The sequence below is a fragment of the Xanthobacter sp. genome, from assembly GCF_041911315.1.
Taxonomy (GTDB): Bacteria; Pseudomonadota; Alphaproteobacteria; order Rhizobiales; family Xanthobacteraceae; genus Xanthobacter; species Xanthobacter aminoxidans.
The window spans coordinates 68,240-93,256 of the sequence record NZ_JAYRPE010000003.1 but is presented as its reverse complement, the minus strand read 5'-3'; the positions used below and the strand labels follow the sequence as shown (position 1 = coordinate 93,256).

23 protein-coding genes are annotated in these 25,017 nt (G+C 69.1%); 9 read left to right on the top strand and 14 right to left on the bottom strand.

Features of this window, described 5'->3' with window-relative positions:
* Positions 1-19: 19 nt before the first annotated feature.
* Both ACE3QW_RS01165 and ACE3QW_RS01160 read left to right on the top strand, forming a co-directional pair.
* Positions 20-427 carry a DoxX family protein gene (locus tag ACE3QW_RS01165; RefSeq protein ID WP_374250107.1) on the top strand — a complete coding sequence of 136 codons (408 nt, stop codon included), beginning with the start codon at positions 20-22 and terminating at the stop codon, positions 425-427.
* Positions 424-2,040 carry an MFS transporter gene (locus tag ACE3QW_RS01160; RefSeq protein ID WP_374250106.1) on the top strand — a complete coding sequence of 539 codons (1,617 nt, stop codon included), beginning with the start codon at positions 424-426 and terminating at the stop codon, positions 2,038-2,040. The genes ACE3QW_RS01165 and ACE3QW_RS01160 overlap by 4 nt, the downstream gene beginning before the upstream one ends.
* Before the next feature lie 21 nt (positions 2,041-2,061).
* On the opposite strand, the gene ACE3QW_RS01155 is transcribed toward ACE3QW_RS01160, so the two are convergent.
* Positions 2,062-3,114, bottom strand: coding sequence for a LacI family DNA-binding transcriptional regulator (locus ACE3QW_RS01155; protein WP_374250104.1), 1,053 nt, complete (start codon positions 3,112-3,114; stop codon positions 2,062-2,064).
* 119 nt (positions 3,115-3,233) lie between these two features.
* On the opposite strand from ACE3QW_RS01155, the gene ACE3QW_RS01150 reads away from it, so the two are divergent.
* From ACE3QW_RS01150 to ACE3QW_RS01140, 3 genes are all read left to right on the top strand, one after another.
* Positions 3,234-4,559, top strand: coding sequence for an FAD-dependent oxidoreductase (locus tag ACE3QW_RS01150; RefSeq protein WP_374250103.1), 1,326 nt, complete (start codon positions 3,234-3,236; stop codon positions 4,557-4,559).
* 17 nt (positions 4,560-4,576) lie between these two features.
* Entirely contained in the window at positions 4,577-6,271 is a 1,695-nt protein-coding gene (locus ACE3QW_RS01145) for a dihydroxy-acid dehydratase (RefSeq protein WP_374250102.1), read from the top strand.
* A gap of 122 nt (positions 6,272-6,393) precedes the next feature.
* Positions 6,394-7,599, top strand: a complete 1,206-nt coding sequence (locus ACE3QW_RS01140; protein WP_374250101.1) for an ABC transporter substrate-binding protein — start codon at positions 6,394-6,396, stop codon at positions 7,597-7,599.
* Between the two features lie 27 nt (positions 7,600-7,626).
* Here ACE3QW_RS01140 and ACE3QW_RS01135 read toward each other — a convergent pair whose 3' ends face one another.
* Positions 7,627-8,121 (bottom strand): DUF2165 family protein, encoded by a 495-nt coding sequence (locus ACE3QW_RS01135; RefSeq protein WP_374250100.1) that lies wholly within the window; start codon positions 8,119-8,121, stop codon positions 7,627-7,629.
* A 304-nt stretch (positions 8,122-8,425) separates the two neighbouring features.
* On the opposite strand from ACE3QW_RS01135, the gene ACE3QW_RS01130 reads away from it, so the two are divergent.
* Positions 8,426-10,150 (top strand): SulP family inorganic anion transporter, encoded by a 1,725-nt coding sequence (locus ACE3QW_RS01130; protein ID WP_374250099.1) that lies wholly within the window; start codon positions 8,426-8,428, stop codon positions 10,148-10,150.
* Between the two features lie 82 nt (positions 10,151-10,232).
* Here the strand turns inward: ACE3QW_RS01130 and ACE3QW_RS01125 are convergent, their stop codons facing one another.
* From ACE3QW_RS01125 to ACE3QW_RS01080, 10 genes are all read right to left on the bottom strand, one after another.
* The gene (locus ACE3QW_RS01125) at positions 10,233-10,961 is read right to left on the bottom strand and encodes an ABC transporter ATP-binding protein (RefSeq protein WP_374250098.1); all 729 of its coding nucleotides are present in this window, start codon (positions 10,959-10,961) and stop codon (positions 10,233-10,235) included.
* Complete coding sequence (locus ACE3QW_RS01120; RefSeq protein WP_374250097.1) at positions 10,954-11,727, bottom strand: ABC transporter ATP-binding protein; 774 nt, start codon at positions 11,725-11,727, stop codon at positions 10,954-10,956. The genes ACE3QW_RS01125 and ACE3QW_RS01120 overlap by 8 nt, the downstream gene beginning before the upstream one ends.
* Entirely contained in the window at positions 11,724-12,605 is an 882-nt protein-coding gene (locus ACE3QW_RS01115) for a branched-chain amino acid ABC transporter permease (RefSeq protein ID WP_051678802.1), read from the bottom strand. Before ACE3QW_RS01115 ends, ACE3QW_RS01120 begins: the two co-directional genes overlap by 4 nt.
* Positions 12,602-13,486 (bottom strand): branched-chain amino acid ABC transporter permease, encoded by an 885-nt coding sequence (locus ACE3QW_RS01110; RefSeq protein ID WP_374250096.1) that lies wholly within the window; start codon positions 13,484-13,486, stop codon positions 12,602-12,604. The genes ACE3QW_RS01115 and ACE3QW_RS01110 overlap by 4 nt, the downstream gene beginning before the upstream one ends.
* A 195-nt stretch (positions 13,487-13,681) precedes the next feature.
* Positions 13,682-14,815, bottom strand: a complete 1,134-nt coding sequence (locus ACE3QW_RS01105; protein ID WP_374250095.1) for an ABC transporter substrate-binding protein — start codon at positions 14,813-14,815, stop codon at positions 13,682-13,684.
* Positions 14,812-15,567: a pyrimidine 5'-nucleotidase gene (locus ACE3QW_RS01100; RefSeq protein WP_374250094.1), complete on the bottom strand. Its 756-nt coding sequence runs from the start codon at positions 15,565-15,567 to the stop codon at positions 14,812-14,814. The genes ACE3QW_RS01105 and ACE3QW_RS01100 overlap by 4 nt, the downstream gene beginning before the upstream one ends.
* 37 nt (positions 15,568-15,604) lie before the next feature.
* Complete coding sequence (gene nadC, locus ACE3QW_RS01095) at positions 15,605-16,477, bottom strand: carboxylating nicotinate-nucleotide diphosphorylase (RefSeq protein ID WP_197022931.1); 873 nt, start codon at positions 16,475-16,477, stop codon at positions 15,605-15,607.
* Positions 16,478-16,591: 114 nt separating this feature from the next.
* Positions 16,592-17,848, bottom strand: a complete 1,257-nt coding sequence (locus ACE3QW_RS01090; protein WP_374250093.1) for an amidohydrolase family protein — start codon at positions 17,846-17,848, stop codon at positions 16,592-16,594.
* Between the two features lie 119 nt (positions 17,849-17,967).
* Positions 17,968-19,425 (bottom strand): aldehyde dehydrogenase, encoded by a 1,458-nt coding sequence (locus ACE3QW_RS01085; protein ID WP_374250092.1) that lies wholly within the window; start codon positions 19,423-19,425, stop codon positions 17,968-17,970.
* Positions 19,422-20,171, bottom strand: coding sequence for an orotidine 5'-phosphate decarboxylase / HUMPS family protein (locus ACE3QW_RS01080; RefSeq protein WP_374250091.1), 750 nt, complete (start codon positions 20,169-20,171; stop codon positions 19,422-19,424). The genes ACE3QW_RS01085 and ACE3QW_RS01080 overlap by 4 nt, the downstream gene beginning before the upstream one ends.
* A gap of 293 nt (positions 20,172-20,464) precedes the next feature.
* Here ACE3QW_RS01080 and ACE3QW_RS01075 point away from each other — a divergent pair, with 293 nt between their 5' ends.
* Entirely contained in the window at positions 20,465-20,959 is a 495-nt protein-coding gene (locus tag ACE3QW_RS01075) for a hypothetical protein (RefSeq protein ID WP_374250090.1), read from the top strand.
* 63 nt (positions 20,960-21,022) lie between these two features.
* Here ACE3QW_RS01075 and ACE3QW_RS01070 read toward each other — a convergent pair whose 3' ends face one another.
* Positions 21,023-21,982 carry a GTP-binding protein gene (locus ACE3QW_RS01070; protein ID WP_374250089.1) on the bottom strand — a complete coding sequence of 320 codons (960 nt, stop codon included), beginning with the start codon at positions 21,980-21,982 and terminating at the stop codon, positions 21,023-21,025.
* Between the two features lie 10 nt (positions 21,983-21,992).
* A complete protein-coding gene (locus tag ACE3QW_RS01065; protein ID WP_374250088.1) occupies positions 21,993-22,517 on the bottom strand; it encodes a CinA family protein in 525 nt (174 codons plus the stop codon).
* A gap of 197 nt (positions 22,518-22,714) precedes the next feature.
* Here ACE3QW_RS01065 and ACE3QW_RS01060 point away from each other — a divergent pair, with 197 nt between their 5' ends.
* On the top strand, positions 22,715-24,193 hold the full coding sequence (locus ACE3QW_RS01060; RefSeq protein WP_374250087.1) for a PLP-dependent aminotransferase family protein: 1,479 nt from the start codon (positions 22,715-22,717) through the stop codon (positions 24,191-24,193).
* 19 nt (positions 24,194-24,212) lie between these two features.
* Positions 24,213-24,917 (top strand): class I SAM-dependent methyltransferase, encoded by a 705-nt coding sequence (locus ACE3QW_RS01055; RefSeq protein ID WP_374250085.1) that lies wholly within the window; start codon positions 24,213-24,215, stop codon positions 24,915-24,917.
* Positions 24,918-25,017: the final 100 nt, after the last annotated feature.

Sequence of the window (25,017 nt, the reverse complement as noted above, 5' to 3'; positions counted from 1 at the left end):
CGACCGCCTCGCAGCGTCCATGAGGCCGTTTCTATCGCCGCGCCCGGTGCGGGCGTTCGCGCTGCTCGCGCTCACCTCTGCCTATCTGCAGGGCGGCCTCACGAAGGTGCTGGATTTTCCGAGCGCCGTCGCTGAGATGACCCATTTCGGCCTCGCCCCGGCGGCCCCGCTCGCCGCCGCCGTCATCGCGCTGGAGATCATCGCGCCGATCATGGTGCTCTCCGGCCTGCTGCGCTGGGCTGGCGCGCTGGCGCTCGCCGTCTTTACAGTCGCGGCGAGCCTGCTCGCCAACCGTTTCTGGGGCATGGCGGGAGCCGAGCGCTTCGCCGCCGCCAACGCCTTCTTCGAGCATCTCGGCCTCGCCGGGGCCTTCGTGCTGGTGGCGTGGTACGATCTTGCGGGCAAAACGGAGGGACAGCGAGCATGAGCGAAAATCCCCCATCCCCGCCATCCGCGCCCGCCGCCACCCCCGGTGCCTTCGCGCCCCTGAAGCGGCCGGTCTTCGCCGTGCTGTGGGTGGCGACCGTGCTCGGCAATACCGGCAGCTTCATGCGCGACGTGGCGAGCGCGTGGATCGTCACGGACCTGTCCGCCTCGCCCGCCGCCGTGGCGACCATCCAGGCGGCGGCCATGCTGCCCGTGTTCCTCCTCGCCATGCCGGCGGGCGTGCTCTCCGACATCCTCGACCGGCGGCGCTTTCTCATCGCCATCCAGATCGGGCTGGCGTGCGTCAGCGGCGCCCTGATGCTCCTGTCGCTGACCGGGCTGATGACGGTCTCCTCGCTGATCGCGCTCACCTTTCTCGGCGGCATCGGCGCGGCGCTGATGGCGCCCACCTGGCAGTCCATCGTGCCGGAGCTGGTGCCGCGCTCGGACCTGAAAAGCGCGGTGGCGCTTAATTCCCTCGGCATCAACATCTCCCGCTCCATCGGCCCGGCGCTGGGCGGCGTGCTGCTCGCCGCCTTCGGCGCCGCGGTGACTTACGGGGCGGACGTGGCGAGCTATGTCTTCGTCATCGCCGCCCTCGTCTGGTGGCGTCGGCCCGCCACCCCGCAGGACGAACTGGGCGAGCGCTTTCCCGGCGCCTTCCGGGCCGGGCTGCGCTATGCGCGGTCCAGCAAGGAGATGCATGTCGTCCTGCTGCGCTCGGCCTTTTTCTTCGCCTTCGCCAGCGCGGTCTGGGCCCTGTTGCCGCTGGTCGCGCGCGGGCTGCTCAAGGGGGATGCGGCTTATTACGGCCTGCTGCTCGGGTCGGTGGGTGTCGGCGCCATCGGCGGGGCGCTCCTGATGCCGCGTCTGCGCGGCCGTCTCTCGGCGGACGGGCTCATCCTCGCCGCCTCTCTCGTCACCGCCGTCGCGACGGTGGCCCTCGCGCTCGCCCCGCCGCGCTGGCTGGCGGTGCCGATCCTGCTCGCCATGGGCGCGGCGTGGATCACCGCGCTGACGACGCTGAACGCAACGGCCCAGTCCATCCTGCCCAACTGGGTGCGGGGGCGGGCGCTCGCCGTCTATCTCACGGTCTTCAATGGCGCGATGGCGGGCGGCAGCATCGCCTGGGGCCTCGTGGCGCAGGCGGTGGGGCTGCAGGCGGCGCTGGTCATCGCGGCCGGCGGTCTCGCGGTGGTGGGCCTCATCATGCACCGGGTGCCGCTGCCCGCGGGCGAGGCCGATCTGACGCCCTCCATGCACTGGCCCGAGCCGGCGATGGCCGAGCCCATCCCCAACGATCGGGGGCCGGTGCTCATCCTCATCGAGTACCGGGTGGCGCGGGCAGACCGGGAGGCGTTCCTGAAGGCGCTGGAGCGCCTTTCGGCCGCCCGGCGTCGCGATGGGGCCTACGCCTGGGGCGTCAGCGAGGATTCCGCCGATCCCGAGCAAATGCTGGAGTGGTTTATGGTGGAATCCTGGGCCGAGCACCGGCGCCAGCATCGCCGGGTCTCCCGTGCCGATGCCGACGTGCAATCGGAGGTGCTCTCGTTCCACCAGGGCGATACGCCGCCGGTGGTGCGCCACTGGATCGGGGTCGATCCGCCGCGATAGCGCGGGATCACGCGGCCCTGGCTAAGAGGCTTGAGCCTCCACCGGGCGGCTGCCCCCCGTGCTCTCGCGCAGCACGATCCGGTAGCCCATCTCGCAGGTGCCGCCCTGCGCGGCGGTGCCGGCGATGCGGCCGATCAGCATCTCAGCGGCCCTCTGGCCCATCTCGTAGCGCGGGATGTCCACGGTGGAGAGCGACGGGTTGAGGTGGCTGGAGAAATCCAGTCCGCCGAAGCCGGCGACCGCGATGTCGCCGGGCACGGCGAGGCCCATGCGCTGGAACGCCAGCAGCGCGCCGGCCGCGAGCACGTCGTTGAGGCACAGCAGGGCGTCGGGGCGGGGATGCAGCGCTGCGACCCGCTCGGCGACGATGCGGCCGGACTCCATGCTGGTGAGATCGTCCGCGTTGAGGATGAGCGGCGCGCCGAGCCCGGCCTCGGCGATGCCGGCCTCGTAGCCCTTGGCGCGCATCTGGGCGCGGCGGTCACGGGTGGCGGTGCCGACGAAGGCGATGCGGCGGAAGCCCTGCGCCACCAGCGCCTCGGTCATGGCCTTCATGGCATCGAAATTAGAGAGGCCCACGAGGCTGTCGATGGGCGTGGGCGTGCTGTCCCACGTTTCCACCACGGGCACGCCGGATTTTTCCAGCAGAGCCCGCGTGGCGCGGGTGTGGGAAACGCCGACGATGACGAAGCCGTCCGGCCGGCGCCGCAGCAGCGCCTCGATGACCTTTTCCTCCTCCGCCGGGGAATAGTTGGTCTCCGCCATGATCATCTGCACCGCGTGGGTGCGGGCGACGTCTGAGACCCCCTTCACGCTGTCGGTGAAGATGGAGGACGCCACCGTCGGCAGGATCAGCGCGATGATGCCGCTGCGCTGGGAGGCGAGGGAGGAGGCGACCAGATTGTAGATGTAGCCGGTCTCGCGGATCGCCGCTTCCACCTTGGCCTTGAGGTCGGCGTTCACCAGCGTCGGCTGGCGCAGCACGCGCGAGACCGTCATGGCGGAGACGCCCGCCACCCGCGCCACATCCTCCATGGTGACGCCTGCCGCCCGTCCCCCCCTTTTCTGCCGCATCGCCGATTCCGTCACCACTGGCCCCGGCTCACCATATGGCCTGCCGGCCGCTTGACAATAGAGGCTGGTTAGCGCTAACAAATGATAGCGCTAACAATTAATAACAAGGATGGGTGGAAATGCCCGACGTCAGGCCCGCGGAGGTTCTGGAAACGGACGTGCTGGTGGTCGGCGGCGGCGCGGCGGGCCTTGCCTGCGCGGTCGCTGCAGCGCGGCAGGGGCGGCGTGTCATCCTGCTGGAGCGCTACGGCTTCAGCGGCGGCGCCGCGGTGGCTGGCCTCTCCGGCACCATCTGCGGCCTCTATGCCGCCTCCGACCGCCGCAACGCCGAGCCGGAGCAGGTGGTGCACGGCTTCGTGGACGAGTTCATCGCCGCCATGGAAGCGCGCGGCGGGCTCACCGGCCCGGTCCAGTACGGCAAGACCTACGTGCGGGTCCACGATCCGCTGGTCTGGCGCGAGGCGAGCGACGCGCTGCTCGGCGCCGAGGGCAAGATCCGCGTGCTCTACCACGTCACCGTCACCGGCGTTCTCGCCGAGGGCGACCATGTGCGGGGCGTCAGCGCCTTCACCAAGCAGGGGCCGCTGGAGGTCCGCGCGAAGATCACCGTGGACGCCTCGGGCGATGCGGACGTGGCGGCCATGGCGGGCCGCGCCCTCACCAAGGGCCGCGACGGCGCCATCCAGAACCCCACCATGATCTTCCGCATCCTCGGCGTGGACATGGCGCGCTTCCTCGCCGCGCACGGGCCGGATTCCATCCTCGACGAGCGGGTGATGACGCTCATCCAGGAGCTGAACGCCTCCGGCGCCTACCGCCTGCCGCGCGCCAAGATCTTCCTCTTCCCCACGCCCCGCCCCGGCGAGCTGATCTGCAACGCCACCCGCATCGTGGGTGCCGATGGGCGCGAGCTGGACGCCACCCGCATGGCCGACCTCAGCGAGGCGGAGATCGAGGGGCGCAAGCAGGTGCGCGAATACGCCCGCTTCATCCGCGACCATATCACTGGCTGCGAGGCCTCCTTCGTCAACGACACCGGCGTGCAGGTGGGCATCCGCCAGACCTGGCAGATCGTCGGCCGCGACCTGCTGAAGAACGAGGATGTCACCTACGCCCGCAAGCGCGCGGACGGCATCTGCCGCTCGCCCTGGCCCATTGAGCTGCATTCCGGCGAGAAGCCGAAGCTGCACTGGATTCTCGACGACTACTACGAGATCCCCCTCGGCTGCTTCCTGCCCGCCACCGGCTCGGGACTCGTGATGGCCGGGCGCTGCCTCTCGGCCGAGCACGAGGCCATGGCCTCGGCCCGCGTCACCGCCCAGTGCTTCGGCTACGGGCAGGCCATGGGCCTCGTCGCCGACCAGCTCTGCGACGATCCGGCGGCGCTGCCGTCCGGCTCCGACATCCGCGCCGCGCTGAACGCGCTCGGCGCCCAGCTCAACTGACGAGACAGGGACGTTTCATGTCCGACGCCGAACAGAAGAAGCCCGCGCTGCGCAGCAATTTCGAGCCCGGCACCACCCGCTGGGCGGTGCGCCGCGCCCAGTGGCTCGCCATGGGCTACAGCGAGGAAGACCTGCTGAAGCCGAAAATCGCCATCGTCAACAGCTCCAGCAAGCTGTCGGTCTGCTACGCCCATCTCGACGATGTGTGCCGCGTGGTGGAGCAGGCGATCCGCGACGCCGGCGGTCTGCCGTTCGAGATCCGCACCGTGGCGCCGTCCGATTTCGTCACCAGCGCGGGCCGTCAGGCGCGCTACCTGATGCCGAGCCGCGACCTCCTTGTGAACGACATCGAGGTACAGGTGGAAGGGGCGGAGCTGGACGGCATGGTGCTGCTCGCCTCCTGCGACAAGACCACCCCCGGCCAGCTCATGGCCGCGGCGCGGCTGAATGTGCCCTCCGTGGTGCTGCCCTGCGGCTACCAGCTCGGCGGCCATTGCGCCGGCAAGGAAGTTGACATCGAGGAGGTCTACAAGAGCGTCGGCTCGCTGAAGGCGGGGTCCATCTCGCTGGCCGATCTCAAGGCGATGACCTGCACCGCCATCACCGGTCCCGGCGTGTGCGCGGGCCTCGCCACCGCCAACACCATGCATGTGCTCTCCGAGGCCCTCGGCATGGCCCTGCCGCGCAGCGCGCCCATCCGCGCTGGCTCGCAGGCGCTGATGGAGAACGCCGCCCGCGCGGGTGCAGCCATCGTGGACCTCATCCTCAAGGACATCCGGCCCCGTCAGATCCTCACCCCCGCCGCCTTCCGCAATGCCCTGCGCGTGGCGGTGGCGACGGGATGCTCGGTGAACTGCGTGCGCCACCTCGCGGCCACCGCCTCCGAAGCCGAGATGGACATCGACATCGTGGCCGAACTGGAGGCGCTGAACGACACGCCCCAGATCACCACCGTGCGGCCCAACGGCCCCCATCGCATCGAAGATCTCGACAAGGCCGGTGGCTGCCGGGGGGTGATGCGCGAACTTGCTGGCGTGCTCGACCTCTCGGTGATGACCGTCACCGGCAAGACGCTGGGCGAGAACCTCACGGACGTGCCGGTGCCCGACCGCACCTTCATCCGCCCGCTGGCGGATCCGTTCCGTCACGAGCCGGGCCTGACCATCCTGCGCGGCAGCCTCGCGCCGGACGGGGCGGTGGTGAAGGTTTCCGCCGTGCCCGCCGAAGTGCGCACCTTCTCCGGCAAGGCGCGGGTGTTCGAGGACGAGGCGGTCGCCATCAAGGCGCTGGAGACCCACTCCATCAAGCCCGGCGACGTGGTGGTGCTGCGCGGCCTCGGGCCGAAGGGCGGACCGGGCACCGTGTTCGCCGCGAGCTTCATGGCCGCTCTCATCGGGGCCGGCTTGGGAGCCGGCGTTGCGGTGGTGACGGATGGCGAGCTCTCCGGCCTCAACAGCGGCATCACCATCGGCCAGGTGATGCCCGAGGCGGCGGAAGGCGGGCCTTTGGGCCTTGTCGCCGAGGGCGACGTCATCTCCATCGACATCGGCGCCCGCCGGGTCGATCTCGAAGTCTCCGAGAGCGAGCTGGCCGCCCGCCGCGCCGTGTGGCGCGCGCCGGACCACAGCCACATCCGCGGCTGGCTCGGCCAGTATGCGGCCATGGTGCAGCCGCTCTCCAAGGGGGCCGTGCTGAAGCCCATGCGGCCCTGAGGGCCGACGACAAACAAGGCGGCCCTGAACGAAGACGACAACAAGAACGAACAGACAGGATCGGGAGGTTTGAAATGCCCAAGAAGACTGAAAGGTCCGGGAAGACTGCAAGGTCCGGGACGTTGAGGGCCGCTCTGGCCTCCACCGCGCTCGCAGCCCTCGTCTGCGCCACCTTTGCCGGCGGCGCGAGCGCCGAGAGCGTGAAGGTGGGCGTGCTCAACGACCAGGCCGGCGTGCAGGCGGACTTCGCCGGAGCCGGATCTGTGGTGGCGGCGAAGATGGCCATCGCAGATTTCGGCGGCAAGGTCGCCGGAATGCCCATCGAGCTGGTCGCCGCCGACCACCAGAACAAGGCCGATATCGGCGTGAACGTCACGCGCCAGTGGTTCGACACGGACGGCGTGGACGCGGTGCTGGATGTGCCGAATTCCGCCGTGGCGCTGGGCGTCAGCGGCATCGCCAGGCAGAAGAACAAGGTGGCGATCATCTCCGGCGGCGGCACCTCCGACCTCACCGGCAAGGACTGCTCGCCCAACACCGTCCACTGGACCTACGACACCTGGGCCCAGGCCAACACGGTCGGCACCGCCGTCACCAAGTCCGGCGGCAACACCTGGTACTTCATCTCGGTGGACTATGCCTTCGGCCATGCGCTGGAGCGCGACGCAGGCGAGGCCATCAAGGCGGCCGGCGGCAAGATTCTCGGCACCGTGCGGCACCCGCTCGGCACCTCCGACCTCTCCTCCTTCCTGCTCCAGGGCCAGGCCTCCGGCGCCAAGGTGATCGGCCTCGGCAGCGCCGGGGCGGACACCATCAATGCGGTGAAGCAGGCGTCCGAGTTCGGCATCGTGAAGGCCGGACAGAAGCTCGTCGCCATGCTCATGGTGCTCAACGACATCAGCGCGCTGGGGCTGGAGACGGCGCAGGGCCTGTTCCTCTCCGAAGCCTTCTACTGGGACCTGAACGACCAGACCCGCGCCTTCGCCAAGCGCTTCGCAGAGGCCAATGGCGGGCGCTATCCCAACATGGTCCATGCCGGCGTCTATGCCGGGCTGCTGCACTATCTGAAGGCGGTGGAGAAGGTGGGCAGTGCCAAGGATGGCGCCAAGGTGGTGGAGGCCATGAAGGCGATTCCCACCGACGACCCCCTGTTCGGCAAGGGCGCGGTGCGTCCGGACGGCCGCGCGATCCACGACATGTATTTGTTCGAGGTGAAGAGCCCGGCGGAATCCAAGGGGCCCTACGACTTCTACAAGCTCATCGCCACCGTCCCCGCCGACAAGGCCTTCCGCCCCCTCGCCGCCGGCAACTGCCCGCTGGTGAAGTAGGACCAAGCCCGCGCGGCATAGCACGCGTCAGCGCGCCTCCTCCTGCTCCGGCAGGAGGAGAATGACGAGCACGGCGGAGATCCAGCCGATGAAAGCGAAGGCGGTGGATTGCCCGTTCCATGTCTTCGACTGCCACATGGCGAACCATTCGCCGCCGATGACGACGAACCCCAACCCATAGAGCACCATGCCAAGCGTGAGCCCGGCCACGGCCGTCGCGCGGGCCTGTAGAAAGCCCGGCGTGCGGAGCCGGGCCAGCATCCGCGCGACGCCGGCCCACAGCACAAGCGCGACAAGGCCTTCCGTCGTGATGATCAGCACATATGCGGCGGTCTGGAGCCGCTCGTCGGTGATCGCCCGCCAACGCAGGGTGGAGTTCGGGAAGATGGTGTCCATGGCCATCACGTGCTGAACGAAGGCCCAGTTCGTCCCGTAGTCCGTGACGTTTCCGACGGCGACGAGCGTGAAGAAGACGGCGATGGTTGCCACAAGGGCGATCTTGCACAGCCGGATCAAAACCATGCCTCGCTCCCGCCCAAAGGTTGCCCGCTGAATGGTGCTCCGGGCGGATACTAGAGCACGCGCCCATCTGATTGCATCGCAATCAGGTCGGATCACGCGTTCTCTTCCTTAGGGTTAGAGGGCGTTTCACCGAACGGATTGATTCAATCCGCTCGGATCGCGCTCTAGGCCGAGGCTCGCCGCGCGCAAGGCGCCGCCCGTCGGTGGGACTTGGAGACGGGAAGTTCCGGAGTTTTGCGCGGCGTCGGCCCTGTGGCATCGTCGGGCGAAGGCGCCGGGCGGACCGGCCGACGGAGACAAACGCGTGGCAGCGGACGGCGCGTCCCCTCAAACTCCCGCCCGCACCCTGCTGGCGAGCTTCTCCGGCTATCGTCCGGCCTGGCTGAAGAGCGATGTGGCCGCCGGCCTTGCCATCGCCGCCGTAGGGCTGCCGAGCGCCATCGCCTATCCCGCCATCGCCGGCCTGCCGCCGCAGACCGGGCTTTATGCCTCCATCGCCCCGCTCATCGCCTATGCGATCTTCGGCCCCTCCCGCCAATTGGTGGTGGGGCCGGATGCGGCGACCATCACCGTGCTTGCCGCCGTGCTCGCCGGCATGCCGGGCCTCGCGGCCGTGGACAAGCCGGGGGTGGCGGCGCTCATCGCTCTCGTGGTGGGGGGCTATTATTTCGCCGCGCGCCTCGTGGGGCTGGGGGTACTTTCCACCTTTCTGTCGCGGCCCATTCTGGTGGGGTTCTTCGCCGGCATCTCGCTCTCCATCCTGGTGGGTCAGCTGAAGCGCGTCACCGGCATTCCCATCGTGGGCGACGGGCTGATCGCGCCGGTGGTCGAACTGGTGCGCAAGGCGCATGAGGTGCATTGGCCCTCGCTGCTGCTGGCGCTCGGCATGTTCGCCGTGCTCCATCTCGTGCGCCGCACGCGTCTGCCGGTGCCGGGGCAGGTGGTGGTGGTGGGGCTCTCGGTGGTGCTGTCCGCGCTGTTCGATTTCGAGGGGCGCGGCATCGCCGTGGTGGGGGCGATCCCCTCCGGCCTTCCGGCGCTGGCCCTGCCGGGCTGGGGTGGGGCGGCAATCGACCAGTTGCTCATCGGCGCGGCGGCGATCTTCCTCGTCAGCTTCGCGGCGGGCATCGTGACGGCGCGCAGTTTCGGCGAGCGGGGCGGCTATCCGGTGGATGCCAATCGCGAGATGGTGGGCTTCGGCGCCGCCAACGTCGCCGCCGGCCTGTTCGCGGCCTTCCCCATCACCGCCTCGGATTCGCGCACGGCGGTGAACGCCAGCGTCGGCGGCCGCTCGCAGCTGGCGAGCGTGGTGGCGGCGCTGGCGCTGCTCGCCATCGTGCTGTTCTTCCAGCCGGCGCTCGCCATCCTGCCCATACCGGCGCTGGGTGCGATCCTGATCTCGGCGGCCCTCAGCCTCGTGGATATCCCGGCGCTGCGCGAGCTCTGGCGCATCAGCCGCATGGAATTCGCCTTCGCCATGATCGCGCTGTTCGCGCCCATCAGCCTCGGCGTGCTCAACGGCGTGCTGATCGCCATCGGCGCCACCTTCGCCTATCTGCTGCACAAGATGATGTATCCGCGCGACGCCCTGCTCGGCCGCGTGCCGGGTCATGATGGCTTCTACAAGCTGCACCGGCGGGCCGATGCGCGGCAGGTGCCGGGCCTTGCCATCGTGCTCATCCAGGGCGATCTGCTGTTTTTCAACGCGGACCGGATGCAGGGCCGCATCGACGCCATCGCCGACACGCTGGTTGCGGGCACGCGCTGGCTGGTGCTGGACGCCAGCGCCATCACCCAGGTGGATTCCACCGCCGCCGCCGCGCTGGAGGAGGTGCGGGCGGAGCTGGCGCGGCGCGGCCTCAAGTTCGGCATCGCCGAGATGCACGACGAGGTGCGCGGCCTGCTCGACCGCGCCGGGCTGCTGGATGCCATCGGGCCGGAGATGATCTTCGATGATCTCGACGACGCCTATCGCGCCTTCAGGGCGAGCGGGGAGGGGACGGACGCCCCAAGCCCGCGCGGCGCCTGAGCGAAGGCAGCGCAAGCAGCCCGCGCGGCGCCTGAGCGAAGCAACGTACCATACCCGCGCGGCGCCTGAGCGAAGGCGGCGCTCAGCCCGCGGCCGTCTCCGCCGCGCGCATGCCGAGATAGGCGGCGATCACGCGCGGATCGCGGGCGAGCGCTGCGGCGGTGTCGGCGAAGAGGATGCGCCCGTGCTCCATCACATAGCCGTAGCTCGCCACCGAGAGCGCCTTGCGGGCGTTCTGCTCCACGAGGAGCACGGTGGTGCCCTTGGCATTGATGTCGGCGACGGTGGCGAAGATGTCGTTCACCACATGGGGCGCGAGGCCCATGGAGGGCTCGTCCAGCAGCAGCAATTTCGGCCGCGCCATCAGCGCCCGGCCCATGGCCAGCATCTGCTGCTCGCCGCCGGAGAGGGAGCCGGCATACTGGAAGCGGCGCTCCTTCAGGCGCGGGAAGCGGGTGTAGATCAGCTCCATGTCGTCGGCGATGGCTGAGTCGCTTCCGCGCACATAGGCGCCGACCTTCAGATTGTCCTCCACCGACATGGAGGCCACCACCCGCCGGCCCTCCGGCACGAGCGAGACGCCGGCGCGGACGATCTTGTCTGCGGGGCGGGCGGTCATGTCCCGGCCCTCGATGCGCACGGTGCCGGAGAAGGCGCGCACGAGGCCGCAGATGGTGAGCAGCGTCGTCGTCTTGCCCGCGCCGTTGGCGCCGATGAGGCAGACGCAGGCTCCGGCCGGGACGGTGATGTCGATGTCCTCGACCGCCGCAACCGAGCCGTAGCCGGAGGTGACCTTGGTAAGCTCAAGCATCCTCGGTCCCCAGATAGGCTTCGATCACGCTCGGCATGCGGCGCACCTCCTCCGGCGTGCCGGCGGCGATCTCGCGGCCGAAATTGAGCACCACGATATGGTCGCTCACCCGCGCCACGAACTCGATGTCATGCTCGATGAGGAGCACGGTGATGCCCATGTCGCGGATGGCGAGCACGAGGTCGGCCAGCGCCCGCTTCTCGGCGAAGTTCATGCCCGCCGCTGGCTCGTCCAGCAGAAGGAGGCGGGGCTGGGTGGCGAGGGCGCGCGCGATCTCCACGCGTCGGCGGTCGCCGTAGGAGAGGCCGCCCACGGCCACGTCCTTGAGGTGGGTGATGCCCACGAGATCCAGTAGCGCCTCGCAGCGCGCCTTCTCCCGCGCCTCGCTGCGCTTCACCGCCGGCAGGCCGAGGAGCACGTCGAGGAGGCTCGCCGACTGGTGGCGGTGGGCGCCGAGCAGCACGTTGGCGAGCGTGGTCTCGGTGGCGAGCAGGCGAATGTTCTGGAAGGTGCGGGCGACGCCCAGCGCCGTCACCCTGTGCGGGGCGAGGCGGGCGATGTCCACCCCGTCGAGGCGGATGTGGCCGGCGTCCGTGGGATAGAGGCCGGTGATCATGTTCATGGTGGTGGTCTTGCCGGAACCGTTGGGGCCGATGAGGCCCGTCACCTGTCCGGCGGTGGCGGTCAGCGACACGCTGTCCACCGCCACCACGCCCTGGAAGCGCTTGGCCACCTGCCAGAGTTCGAGCTGGGCTGCCGCCATCATTCGGCTCCCTGGGTGGAGGGCCGGCGGGCCGCTGCCTTGCGCGGCCGCCAGCGCAGCAGCGACATGGCCCCGCCCGGCAGGAACAGCACCACCGCGAGAATGAGCAGGCCCATCAGGATCTCGCGCCACTGGCTGGAGAAGCGCAGCAGTTCCGGCAGGAGGGTGGTGAAGATGGCGCCCACCAGCGGCCCCAGCAACGCATTCACGCCGCCGAGGATGGGATAGGCGAGGGCATCCACGCTCCTGAGCAGGCCGAAGTCCGAGGGGCCCACGAAGAAGTTGAGATGGGCCGCAAGGCCCCCCACGCCGCCGCTGACGAAGCCGGAGGCGACGAACAGCGAGAGGCGCTGGCCGAACACGTTCACGCCCATGGCCTCGCTCATCACGTCATCCTGCCGGATGGCGAGAATGGAGCGGCCGAAATAGGAGCGGCGCAAGGCGAAGACGAAGTAGAGCGCGATGAGAACCAGCAGCACCAGCTGCCACGTCTCGGTGTAGCGCGGGATGCCGTAGATGCCGATCGCGCCGCCGGTGACGGCATCCCAGTTCAGCGCGATCACCCGCACCACCTCGGTGAAGGCGAAGGTGGCGAGCATGAAATAGTCGCCCCTGAGCCGCAGCACCGGTGCCCCGATGACGAGCGCCACCGCCGCCGCCAAGAGCCCGCCCGCCACCACCGCCACGGCGAAGGGCGCGCCGAGCTGCATGGTGAGATAGACGCTGCAATAGGCGCCCACCGCCATGAAGCCGCCGGTGCCCAAGGTGAACATGTTGGCCGCCAGCGCCAGCCACACCCCGTAGGCGAGCAGGGTGTTCAGCAGGCACAGATTCACGAGGTTGCCGTAGCTGGCGAGAAAGGCATCGAGGGCGGCCATCATGCGCGGCGCTCCTCGAAGCCGGAGAACAGGCCCGTGGGCTTCACCAGGAGGATCAGGAAGATGAGCCCGAAGCCGATGGCGTCCCGAAAGGCAGAGGAAACATAGGCGACGGAGAACACCTCCACGAGGCCCAGGAGAAAGCCCCCCGCCACTGCGCCGGGAATGTTGCCGAGGCCGCCGAGGATCATCACTGTGAGGCCCTTCACCAGCATGTGCTCGCCCATGAAGGGGGAGACCACGTTGAAGAGGAGGCCCAGCAGCACGCCGGCCGCCCCCGCCAGCGCGCCGGCGATGAAGAAGGTGATGAGGATGGTGCGCCCCACCTCCACGCCGACGATGCGCGCCACATCCTCCGAGAAGGCGACCGTGCGGATGGCGCGGCCCACGGAGGTCTTCTGCAGGGTGAAGCCGAGGATGCCCATCAGGATCACCGCGGTGATCACCACGATGACCTGCAGCAGCTGCACGCGCACGCCGCCGATCTCCCACACGATGGCGGTGAAGGGATTGGGCGGATAGCCGTGCACGGCGGTGCCGAACACCTCCTGCGCGATGCCCACCAGCAGGCGGGCGAGGGCGAGGCTCGCGACAAGGCCCATCCATTTGTGCCCGCCGCGCAGCCGGAGCACGCGGAACACCAGAAGCTCGGACGCCATGCCGAGCACGCCGCCGCCCACCAGCGCCACGACGAGCGCCAGCGGCAACGGCAGGCCGAGGAGCGCGATCTCCAGCCCGAGATAGGCGCCCACCATGAAGAAGGCGCCCTGCGCCAGATTCACGATGTTCAGCACACCGAAGATCAGCGTGCAGCCGATGGCGAAGACGGCATAGATCGAGCCGAGCGAAAGCCCGTTCACGACCTGCTGCAAAAACGTGGTCATGCACTGATCCCCCGGACGTGCCCGCGGATCATGCCAGAGGCCCGTGAGTTTGGCTCATGGGCTTTCGTCTGGCCCGCGCGGCGCCCGGTTCAGGCTTGTGCCGGAACCGGTCCATGCGCCGTGCCGCGGCGGATATCCGCGCGGCACGGCGCGCCAATCCATCCGGCTCCGGTCAGGGCCGGAGCCGGTGGAGGATCACTGGGCGAGCTGGAACTTGCCGTCCTTCAGCTCCAGCACCTTGGCGACCAGCACCGGCTCGCGGTCCTTGTCGAAGGAGAAGGGGCCGAGCACGGTCTCAAGGTCCTTGGTGTCGGCGATGGCCGCGCGCAGCTTCGCCGGATCGGACACGCCGCCCGCGCGCTTCACCGCGTCTGCGAAAATGGTGACGGCGGCATGGGCCTGGGCGGCGAAGGTGTCGGGGGCGTTGCCGTACTTGGCCTTGTAGGCTTCGACGAACGCCTTGTTGGCGGGTGTGTCGAAATCGATGAACCAGCCCGAGCCCACGAGGAAGCCCTGCGCGGCGGGGCCGGCGAGGTCGTTGAGCTTGGTGGAGATGGCCGCGTTGGCGCCGAGGAAGACGGTGGACTGCGGAATGCCGAGCTGGCGCGCCTGCCGCACGATGTTGGCGGTTTCTTCCGCGAGGCCGCCGACCACGATGATGTCGGGGTTCGCCGCCTTGATCTTGGTGAGCTGGGCGGAATAGTCCACGTCGCCCTTTTGGAAGGTCTCGGTGGCCACCACCTTGATGCCGGCCTTGTCGAGGGCCGCCTTGTGCACGCCGTAGGCGGCCTTCATCAGCACGTCGTCGATGCCGTAAATCTGCGCCGCCGTCTTCGGCTGGTAGCGCTTGACCGCATAGGCGAGCACGCCGGGGAACACCGCCGCCTCGGGGGCGCTGGTGCGGAAGATGTATTCGCCGATGGCCGGCACGCCGGGGGCGGTGTTGGACGAGGCGATCACCGGCACCTTGGCGGCGTTGGCGATGGGGTCGGCGGCGAAGGCCGAGGTGGTCAGCGTCGGTCCGAAGATGACCGTCACCTTGTCCTGGTTGATGAGCCGCTGGAAGATGTTGACGGTCTGGCCACGATCGCCGGCGTCGTCCTGATGGACGGGCACGAGCTTGAGGTCGCCGAGCTTGCCGGAGGCGTTGATCTCGGCGGCAGCCAGCTCCGCGCCGTTCTTCTGCATGGTGCCGTAGAGCGCGGCCGAGCCGCCCGAGGTGGACTGCACGATGCCGAGCTTCACATCCGCCGCGAGGGCAGGCACGGCGGCGAGCGAGACGGCGGTGGCGGCGATGAGTAGGCGCGTGAGACGGGCGTGCATCATCATGGCTCCTGAGGAAGGTCGGTCGTTGATGAGCCCTTATTTTGCGGGCCCTTATGGAGGCTTTGTGCGGCCTTTGGCGTTGGTCTCGGGGGCGTGCGCGGCTCGATCTGGGCGAGCACGGGCGCGAGCGCCAGGGAATGGAAATGGACGTGCGCGGCGTCCGGCGTCTCGGGGAGGCCGTGGTCGCCGATCAGCACTGTCTGCATGCCGAGCGCGTGGGGCACGGCCAGGTTCACCGCGCGGTCGTCGAACATGATGGCCCGCTCGGGCGCGACGCCGTGGCGGGCGAGCATGGTGTCATAGGCGGTGCGCTCGGGCTTGCCGATGTAATCGCAGGCGGCGATGTCGCACACGCCCTCGAACAGGTCGGCGATGCCGAGCCGCTCCAGCACCCGTTCGGCATGGGCGCGCGAGCCGTTGGTGAAGACGAGGCGGCGGCCGGGCAGGGAGGCGAGCGCCGCGCGCAATTCGCTGCTTTCGTCCAGCACCGAGAGGTCGATCTCGTGGACGAAGGCGAGGAAATCCTGCGGCTTCACCGCATGGTGGCGCTGGAGGCCGACGAGGGACGTGCCGTAGGTTTCATAGTAATGCGCGTGCAGCGCCGCCGCCTCTTCCGGCGTGGAACCGGTGAGCTGCTGGATGAACAGCCAGACGCGGGCGAGCATCTGGCCGTGCAGGCCGGCGGAGCGCGGGTACAAGGTATCGTCGAGGTCGAAGACGAAGGTCTCCGTTCCCGGCCTCAGACGAAAGGGCAAATCCCCTTGCAAGTCCCCGCGCATCGTCCGCCTGTGCTCAGTTCGAGAGCTGCTTGAGGCGGTCGATGGTCCGCTGAGCGCTCGGCTTGATGTCCCGCACATCGAGGCTGATGTCGAGGGCCTTTACCGTGTGGGTGAGGTCGCCGATGGAGATCACGTCCACCCCCAGCTCCGCGATGGGTACGATGGTGGTCTCGTTGATGCCGCCGGACGCCTCGGTCATGGCACGGCCCTTGGTCAGCTTCAGACCCTCGCGCATTTCGTCGAGGTCCATGTTGTCGAACATGATGATCTCGACGCCGGCGTCCAGCGCCTCCTGCACCATCTCCAGGCTCTCGCACTCCACCTCGAACTTGAAGGTGTGCTGCGCGCTCGCCCTGAGGATCTTCACCGCCTCGGTGATGGAGCCGGCGATCTTGATGTGATTGTCCTTCACCAGCACGCAGTTGGCGAGGTTGAAGATGTGGTTGTGGGCGCCGCCCACGCGCACGGCATATTTCTGCACCATGCGCAGGCCCGGCCAGCCCTTGCGGGTGTCGGTGATGCGCACGCCGGTGTGCTTCACCAGCTCGGCGTAGCGGCGCGTCTTGGTGGCGATGCCGCTCATCTGCTGGAGCCAGTCGAGGGCCGAACGCTCGATGACGAAGAAGGTGGAGGCGCGGGCCTGCACCCGCATCAGCACGGTGCCGGGCTCTACCGCGGCGCCGTCCTCCACCAGCCATTCGATGCGCGCATCGGGCTCGATGGAGCGGATGGTCTCGTCGGCGAACAGCATGCCGCAGACGATCCCGTTCGCCTTAGCGTAGATATTGGCCGTCTGCACCGGATCGTCGCCGACGAGAAAGCCTCCGGTTGTATCGCCGGAGCTTAACTCCTCGCGCAGGCCCAGCTCCACGAGAGGCCGGATCATAAAGCGGTTCAACTTCATTACGCGGCTCCTGGGGCGTTCCCCGCCCGGCTCTGTGATGCTGCCTAGCAGCTGTTCTCTACTATATCAATTGACAAAATCATTTATCGACAACGGTCAGCCGTCCAGGCGATTGGTGAAGGCCTTTCCGCCCTTCATCACCAAATGCAGGCGGTCGCGCTGCTCAAGGATGCGGATGTCGGCGAGCGGGTCGCCGTCCAGCACCAGCACGTCGGCCATGCAGCCGGCCCGGAGCGCACCGAGGTTCGGCTGTTCGATGCATTCCGCCGCCTTGGTGGTGGAGGCGACGATCACCTCCATAGGCGACATGCCGAGCCAGTCCACCATGAAGGCGAGCTCGGCCATGTTCTCGCCCACCAGCAGGCGGTGCGACTGGTCGGTGCCCATGGCCACCTTCACGCCGCGCTTCACCGCCTCCTTCCAGAGGGGGATCTGCGTCTGCATGAGGGAATAGATCTGCGCGTCCTTCACGTCCTCCTGGCCCAATTGGTGGCTGGCCCAGGCGGTGTTTTTGCGGCGATGCTCGATGGAGAGCGGCACCAGCGCCAGCGTCGGCACCCACCAGATGCCGCCCGCGATCATGCGGTCCACGCTCTCCTCGTCCATGAACCAGCCGTGTTCCAGCGAGTGGATGCCGGCCTTCACCGCGTTCTTGATGCCGGCGAGGCCCTCGGCGTGGACGGCCACGCGCTTGCCCTTGGCGGCGGCCTCGGAGACGGCGGTGGAGATTTCCTCGATGGTGAATTGCGGCTCGTCCCAGCTGTCGGTTACCGAGGTGATGCCGCCGGTGGCGCAGATCTTGATGAAGTCGGCGCCGCGCATGAGCAGCTCGCGCACCAGCCGGCGGATCTCCTCCACCCCGTCCGCCACCGTGTGGGGCAGCCAGGCGCGCTTCTGGATGCGCATGCCGGCCGGCAGCCAGTAGTCGCCATGGCCGCCGGTCTGCGAGACCATGCCCAGCGAGATCAGCAGGCGCGGCCCGTCGATGATGCCTTCCTCGATGGCCTGCCGGAAGCCGGCGTCGGCGCCGCCCATGTCGCGGGCGGTGGTGATGCCGCAGGCGATGGTCTCGCGGAACACCTCGATGGACTTCAGCACGTTGTAGGTGGGCGTGTTGAGCAGATGCTGGCGCATGTCGCGGGCGCGGTAGGTGCCGTGGACATGGGTATCGATGAAGCCGGGCAGCACGGTGCGCCCCGCCGCGTCGAGCTTCTGGGCGCCCGCCGGCACGCTCACCCGGCTCTCGGGACCGGCGGCGACGATGCGCCCTTCCTCGATCACCACGACCGCGTTCGGCACCGGGTCCGCCCCCGTGCCGTCGATCATGGTTCCGCCGACGATTGCGATGGCCATACGCGCCTTGCCTTTCGCTCTGTTCAAAAAGTTAGCAACGCCATTTGTTGAGCCTTGAGAGCCAGCCGCCGACACAACGATGGGTCCAGACGGCCAGTGGTGGCTCCTTGCTTGTCCCGTTACGTGAGGTCCACCGTCACGTTCTTGATCTCGCAATAGAAATCGAGCGCCTGCAGGCCAAGCTCGCGGCCGATGCCGGAGCGCTTGTAGCCGCCGAACGGCGCGAACACGCTGGTCTTGGAGGCGCTGGGCAGGCCGTTTACCGCCACCATGCCGGTGCGCATGGCCCGCGCCACCCGGAGCGCGCGGCCGATGTCGCGGCACCAGACCGAGCCATTGAGACCATACTCGCTGTCATTGGCCAGCGCGATGGCCCCGGCCTCGCTGTCGAACGGCGTGAGGGAGCAGACCGGGCCGAAGATCTCCCGGCTGAAGGCCGGATTGTCCGGCCCGACGCCGGAGAGGATGGTGGGGGGATAGAAGAAGCCGTCGCCCTCGGGCATCGCGCCGCCGACCACCAGCGTCGCGCCCGCCTCCCGCGCCTGCGCCACGGTGCGGTCCACCGCATCCCGGTGCGACGCGGAGATGAGCGGGCCGAGACTGGTCGCCGGGTCCAGCGCCATGCCGGTTTTCAGCCGGGCCGCCGCGGCAGCGAAGGCACGGGCGAAGGGCTCCAGCGCGCTGCGCTCCACCAGAAGGCGCGAGCGGGCGGAGCAGGACTGGCCGGCATTGCCGAAGCCGGAGCCGACCGCGCTCGCCGCCGCTTTCTCCATGTCCGCGTCGGCGAAGATCAGGGAGGCATTCTTGCCGCCCAGTTCCAGCGCCACGCGCTTGATGGAGGCCGAGGCCAGCCGCATCACTTCCGACCCAACAATGGTGGAGCCGGTGAAGGAGATGCCGTCGATGCGCGGATCTTCCGCCAGCCGCCGCCCCACGTCGGCGCCGCCGGGCAGCACGGAGAGGAAGCCGTCGGGCACGCCCGCCTCGCGGCACACCTCGGCGAGCAGCAGGGCGCTGAGCGGCGTCAGCGGCGCGGGCTTGAGAATTGCGGCGCAGCCGGCAGCGAGCGCGGGGGCGAGCTTCCAGGAGGCGCCGAGCAGCGGGAAGTTCCACGGCACGATCTGCGCCACCACCCCGAGCGGTTCGCGCAGGGTGAAATCGAGCAGATCCTTGCCGAGGGGGATGGTGTCGCCGAACACCTTGTCCATGGCGCCGGCATAATAAGTGAAGACGCGGATCGCTCCTTCCACCTCGCGCAGGGCGCCGGAGATGGGCTTGCCGGCGTTCACCGCCTCAATCTGTGCGAACTGGTCCTGCCGGGCCTTGATCCCGGCGGCGATGCGGTGGAGCACCGCGCCGCGGTCCACCGGCGGCAGATGGGGCCAGTCGCAGGCATCGAAGGCACGGCGCGCCGTGCGGATCGCCGCCTCCACCTCCACCGGCCCGGCCAGCGCGACCTCGGCGAGGGGCGTACCCGTCCAGGGATCGACCAGCGCCTCGACGCCGCCGCCCATGGCAGGCACGAAGCGCCCGCCGACGAAGGGCTCGCGGTGGAGGGCCGGCAGCAGGGCGTTCATGGTGCCGTCGCCTCCAGCGCCTGCATCTTCTCATAGAGGGCGGTGGCGGCGGCGGCCGGGTCCTTCGCATCGGTGATGAGGCGGCCGACGATGGCGAAGCGGCGCGGGCAGGCCTCGGCGGCGGCGAACGCCCCTTCGATGGTGCCGCCCAGCGAGCCGAAGCCGGTGAGGAACACCAGCGGGTTCTTCACGTTCGCCGCAATCCAGCGCGACCAGCGCGTGACCTTCGCGGCATCGTGCGCCGGCAGCACGAAATGATCGGCGCCGCCCTGCACGGAGCGGGCGAGGATGAGGTCCAGCGCATTGTCGAGGAGGTAGCCGCCACCGGAGACGCCGTAATCGGCGACCGGGATCTCACCGCCCACCACCGGTGCGATGCCGGCCTTCAGCGCTTCGCCGACGAAGCCGTCCACTGCGGTGGGGCCGGCGACGGGGAAGAGGATGAGCCCATCCACCTCGGCCTCGGCGCACAAAGCGGTGAACTTCTTCGCCATGTCCGGCATGTCCGGGCCGGCCTTCTGGTGGTCGTAGAGAATGGGCAGATCGGTGAGGTCACGCACGCGCCGCATGGATTCTTTCAGGCCATGGCGCAGCACGCTGGTGAGGCCGAGCTTGTAGCCGGCGACGCCGGGGACGCCGCTCGTCGCCTTCACCACCGCATCGAACTTCTCCTGCGTCTCGATGTCGAGGGCGGGGACGATGCCCACGGTGCCGGAAAAGGTCTTCGCCGAAAAAGTGCTGGCCATCACGGTCTCGCTCGTTTCCATCTGTCGCTGAACGCTAGGGCCGGGGAGGGGGCCACGGTAGCGCCGGCTCGTGGCGGGCTCATGGGGCCAGTCTGGAGCATGGAGCCAGTGGCGGCGGTCCGCGCGGTCGCCCGCGTTCCGCCGGCGTCGCGCCCGCCTTCGGCCACGCTTGGTTCAGCTTGCATTCATTCGATATTTCATACACATGGCCCTGCTGGAGCTTGACCGGGGGGCAAGCCGGCAGGGCGCGACGCCCACATGCACCCCTCATCTTCGACCCAAGAGGGCCGCCCATGAAGACGGGTATTCTCGCCGCGCTCGCCGTCGCCGCCACGCTCGCCTCCTCCGTGGGGGCGCAGGCTCAGGTCAAGCCCTATGGAGCGGGCTTCGATGGCTGGACCTTCACCGCCACCACGGAGAAATCCGGCATCATCAATTGCCGCGCCGTCCGAAAAGTCGGCAACCGCGACGACCTCATCGCCCGGCGCACCGATGGCCACGTCTACATGAGCGTCAAGGCCGAGGGTCGCAAGGGCGACTTCAAGGGCACCATCATCAACGTTCCCGGAAAGCCGCGCGGCATGCTGGAATGGACGGTGCCGGGCGGCGCGGATGGCAACCGCATGTGGTTCATCATGCCCTTCGTCGCCATCGACCATATCGTGGCCGCCGGCGCCTACCAGTTCTCGCTGCCGGATTCCGAGGATATGGGCACGGTCAATCTTGGCAAGAGCGCCCAGCAGGCATGGGCGCGCGTGAACCAGTGCGTCCAGGCCAACGGCGGGTGAGCGATGCCATCGGCCTCGGTCTTCGATCGAGGCCGATCGGGCCAGTCCCAGGCGCCTCGGGTATCAGTCCGGGCGTGCCATTCCGGCGAGCAGGGTCAGCGCGTCGGCGAGGTCCTGCTCCTCGATGCCGCGGGCGATGAGCACCATGCGGTTCTCGCCGCCCGCCGCGTTGGCGAGCAGGCCGGGGGAGTAGACCAGTCCCTGCACCCCATGCAGGACCACCGGCTGCGGCACCTCTTCCAGATGCAGGATGCCCTTGAGGCGCAGCAAGGCGGCGCCGAACAGGTCGCTCACCCGGTCGAGCCAGGCATCCACCTGGTCCTGGGTGAGACGTCCGGGAAAGGCGAGGGAGGCGGTGGTCACGGCATGGCCGACGCCGGTGGCCGAGAAGCGCCGGCTAAGGGGGCGCGGCGTCTCGCGCGGGTCGATCCACAGCAGCGTGCCGTCGCGCGCCGATGCCGGCAGCACATGGCATTCCGCCAGCGGATTGAGCATCGCCACCTCGCGCTCGGCGGCGGCGAGCTGGTCCGCGGTCGCAAGGTCCGCCTTGCTGATGAGGATGCGGTCGGCGAGGGCCACCTGCGTCATCCCCTCGGGATGGTGGGCGAGGGTGGTGGCGAAGTTTGCGGCATCCACGACAGTGGTCACGCCGGCGATGGAGAAATGCCGGTTAAACAAAGGATCGGCGATCAGCGCATGGAGCACCGGCGCGGGATCGGCGAGGCCGCTCGTCTCCACCACCACCCGGCGGAAGGCGAAGTCGTCCATGGCGCGGCGGCGCAGCAGGCCGTTGAGCGTGGCGTTCAGCGAGCCCTTCATGCGGCAGCAGATGCAGCCGCCTTCCAGCAGCATCACCTCGTCGCTGCCCGTCTCGATGAGCGCATGATCGATGCCCGCGTCCCCCGCCTCGTTGATGATGACGGCGGTGTCGCGGAAGGCCGGGCGCTTCAGCAGATCGTTGAGCAGGGTCGTCTTGCCCGCGCCGAGAAAGCCGGTGACGAGGACGACCGGAATGTCGCTCATGCGCGGGGCGTCAGCCGAGCTGGGATTTGAGCAGCGCGAGGGCGGCCTGCACGGCGCACAGGCGCACATTGTCCCGGCTGCCGGGGAAGACGTGGCGCTCTTCCGCGAGGCCGCCGTCGCGGGTGGCGACTGCGATGAAGATGGTGCCCACGGGGTTCACCGCATTGCCCCCGCCCGGCCCGGCATAGCCGGTGATGGCGACGGTGGCGCCGGCCTCGGAATGGTCGAGCAGGCCCTGGGCGAGGCCGCGCGTGACCTCGGCGCTCACGGCACCATGGGCGGCCGAGACGGCGGCCGGCACGTCGAGACCGGTGGCCTTGGCGGAGGAGTGATACAGCACATAGCCCCGCTCGAAGATCTCCGAAGCGCCGGACACCGAAGTGAGGCAGGCGGCAACTAGGCCGGACGTGACCGTCTCGGCGGCGGCGAGCCGGATGTTCCGCGCCCGCGCGGCCGCCAGCACGTCGGTGGCAAGGGTGAGGAGGGGCGCGGGAAACAGGGTTTCGTCCGCCTGGAGCAAAGCGGTGTCGGGCATAAGTGTCGCCTCAGATGCGGGCGCGGCCGCAATTCATCAAAGCACGCGCGTCGACGGTGAAAATGGTTGTCCCCCCTCGGTCAAGTCAAGCAAGCGGCCGGGGTGGCCCCAAAACGCCGACAGCGACTGGCCCTCTCGCCACTGGCCCCAACAGGTGCCAACATGGGGCGCTGCCCGGACCAATGGGATGCGACGCCGTGCTGATCTCCCTCGACCGCGCCTCCGCCTTGAGTCTCCAGGAACAGCTTTTCGAACAGATCCGTCAGCAGATCCTCGACGGGCGTTTGAAGGCAGAGTCGGCGGTGCCGTCCTCCCGCCATCTCGCCCAGCAACTGGGCGTCTCGCGCAACTCGGTGACGTTCGCCTATGAACGGCTCATCAACGAGGGCTACCTCGTCACCCGCCCCATGGTCGGCACCTATGTGGCTGCGGTGGTGCCGGAAGCCGCCATGAGCGCGGTGAGCGCGTCCGCCTCGGCCGCCTCGGTGCGCGCGGAGGCGCCGGCCCCGGCGGAGCGGCGCTCGCCGGAGAAGCTCGCCCCCGCCGCCTTCACCGGCCGGCCTCATTCCATCCTCAACACCAGCCGCATCCCCATCGATTTCTGGCCCCAGCGCACCGATCCGCGCGCCTTCCCGCTGAAGACATGGCGCCGCCTCGTGCTGCACGCCCTTGCCGTGGCCGGGCACAATCTCACCGAATATGGCGAGCCCTGCGGCCTCATGGCGTTGCGCACCGCCATCGCCGACCATGTGGCGGTGATGCGCGACATCCATGTGCGCCCCGAGCAGGTGGTGATTGTCGCCGGCGCGCAGCTCGCGCTCAACCTCGCGCTGCGGGTTCTGGCGCGGGAGGGCGACGCGGTGGTGGTGGAAAATCCGTGCAGCCAGGGCGCGGCCTATCTGTTCGAAAGCGTCAACATGCGCCCCCACCCTTTGCCCGTGGACGAGCACGGCATCGACACGTCGCGCCTGGCGGGAGTGGCGGCGCAACTCGCCTATGTGATGCCCTCCCACCAGTATCCCATGGGCGGCGTGCTCTCGCTGGAGCGGCGCCAGCACTTGCTCGCCTGGGCCGATCGTACCGGCGCCTATCTGATCGAGGACGATTACGACAGCGAGTTCCACTATGGCGGCATGCTGCTGCCGGCGCTCAAGGCCATGAGCCCGGAGAACGTGATCTATCTCGGCACCTTCTCCAAATCGCTGGGCGCGGGGCTGCGCACGGGCTTCGCCATCTTCCCCGATCACCTCGCCCCGGCGGCGGGGGCGGCGAAGGCGCTGCTCGACAACGGCCATGTCTGGCTGGAGCAAGCGGCGCTCGCGGAATTCCTCCACACCGGCGGTTTCGTGCGTCACCTGCGGCGGGTGCGGCTGCGCTACCAGCAGCGCCGCAACGTGTTGGTCTCCGCCCTGCGCGACGCCTTCGGGCGGGTGGAGCTGCGCGGCACGGAGGCCGGCACCCATCTCGCCTGGAAGCTGCCGCCCGGCATGCCTCGCGCGCACCAGATGGCGGCGCTGGCGAAGAGCCGCAATGTCGGCCTCTACACCATCCAGAACGGCGGCGGGCATGAATACGGCAGCGCCGATGTGAGCAACGACTGGCTCCTCCTCGGCTATGCCTCCCTCGCCGAGGAGCAGATCGAGGCCGGCATCCACCGCATGCGCGGCGCGCTGTAGGCGGCAGGGAGAAAGCGGAATGAGCGGGCAGCAGGCAGAGGCGGCGGGGCGGCCGCAGGGCACGGCGCTGGCGGTGATCGAGGACTGGCTGGGGCCGCTGGCCGGTCGGTCCATCCTCGACATCGGTTGCGGCCATGGCGCACTGGCGCGGGCGCTGACAGCGCAGGGTGCCCGCGTCCACGGCATCGATCCCGGGCCGGAGGCTATCGCGTCGGCCCGTGCGGCGGTGCCGGAGGCGACGTTCACCGAGGCGGGGGCCGAGGCGCTGCCCTTCGCGGACGGGAGTTTCGATGTCGCGATCTTCCTCAACAGCCTGCATCATGTGCCGGCGGGCCTGATGGCGGCGGCGCTCGGCGAGGCGCTCCGGGTCAGCCGTGGGCCGGTGCTGGTGGTGGAGCCGCTGGCGGAGGGCAGCTACTTCGAAGCGCTGCGGCCGGTGGAGGACGAAACCGCCATCCGCGCCCTCGCCCAGAAGGCCCTCTCGGCCTGCCTCGCAAGCGGCGCGGCACAGGCGGTGCGTCGGCTCGATTACGACGACGTGCGTCGTGTCGCCGGGGTGGACGGCTTTCTCGCGCGTGCGGTTGCGGTCGATCCCGCGCGGGCCGCAGCGGCGGAGCAGCATCGCGGCACAGTGGAGGCGCTGCTGGCCCGATGGGGTGTCGCGGAGGTCGGCGGCATCCGGCTGGAGCAGCCCCACCGGGCACTTCTGCTGGCGCGGGCGTGAGATCGCTCTGAGAGGGTGAAGGACCTTGCTCGTTGCCGTGACAGCCATGGTGCCGTTCTCGGTGGTGCTGCTCCGGCGGGCGGATGGAACGACGCGGCGG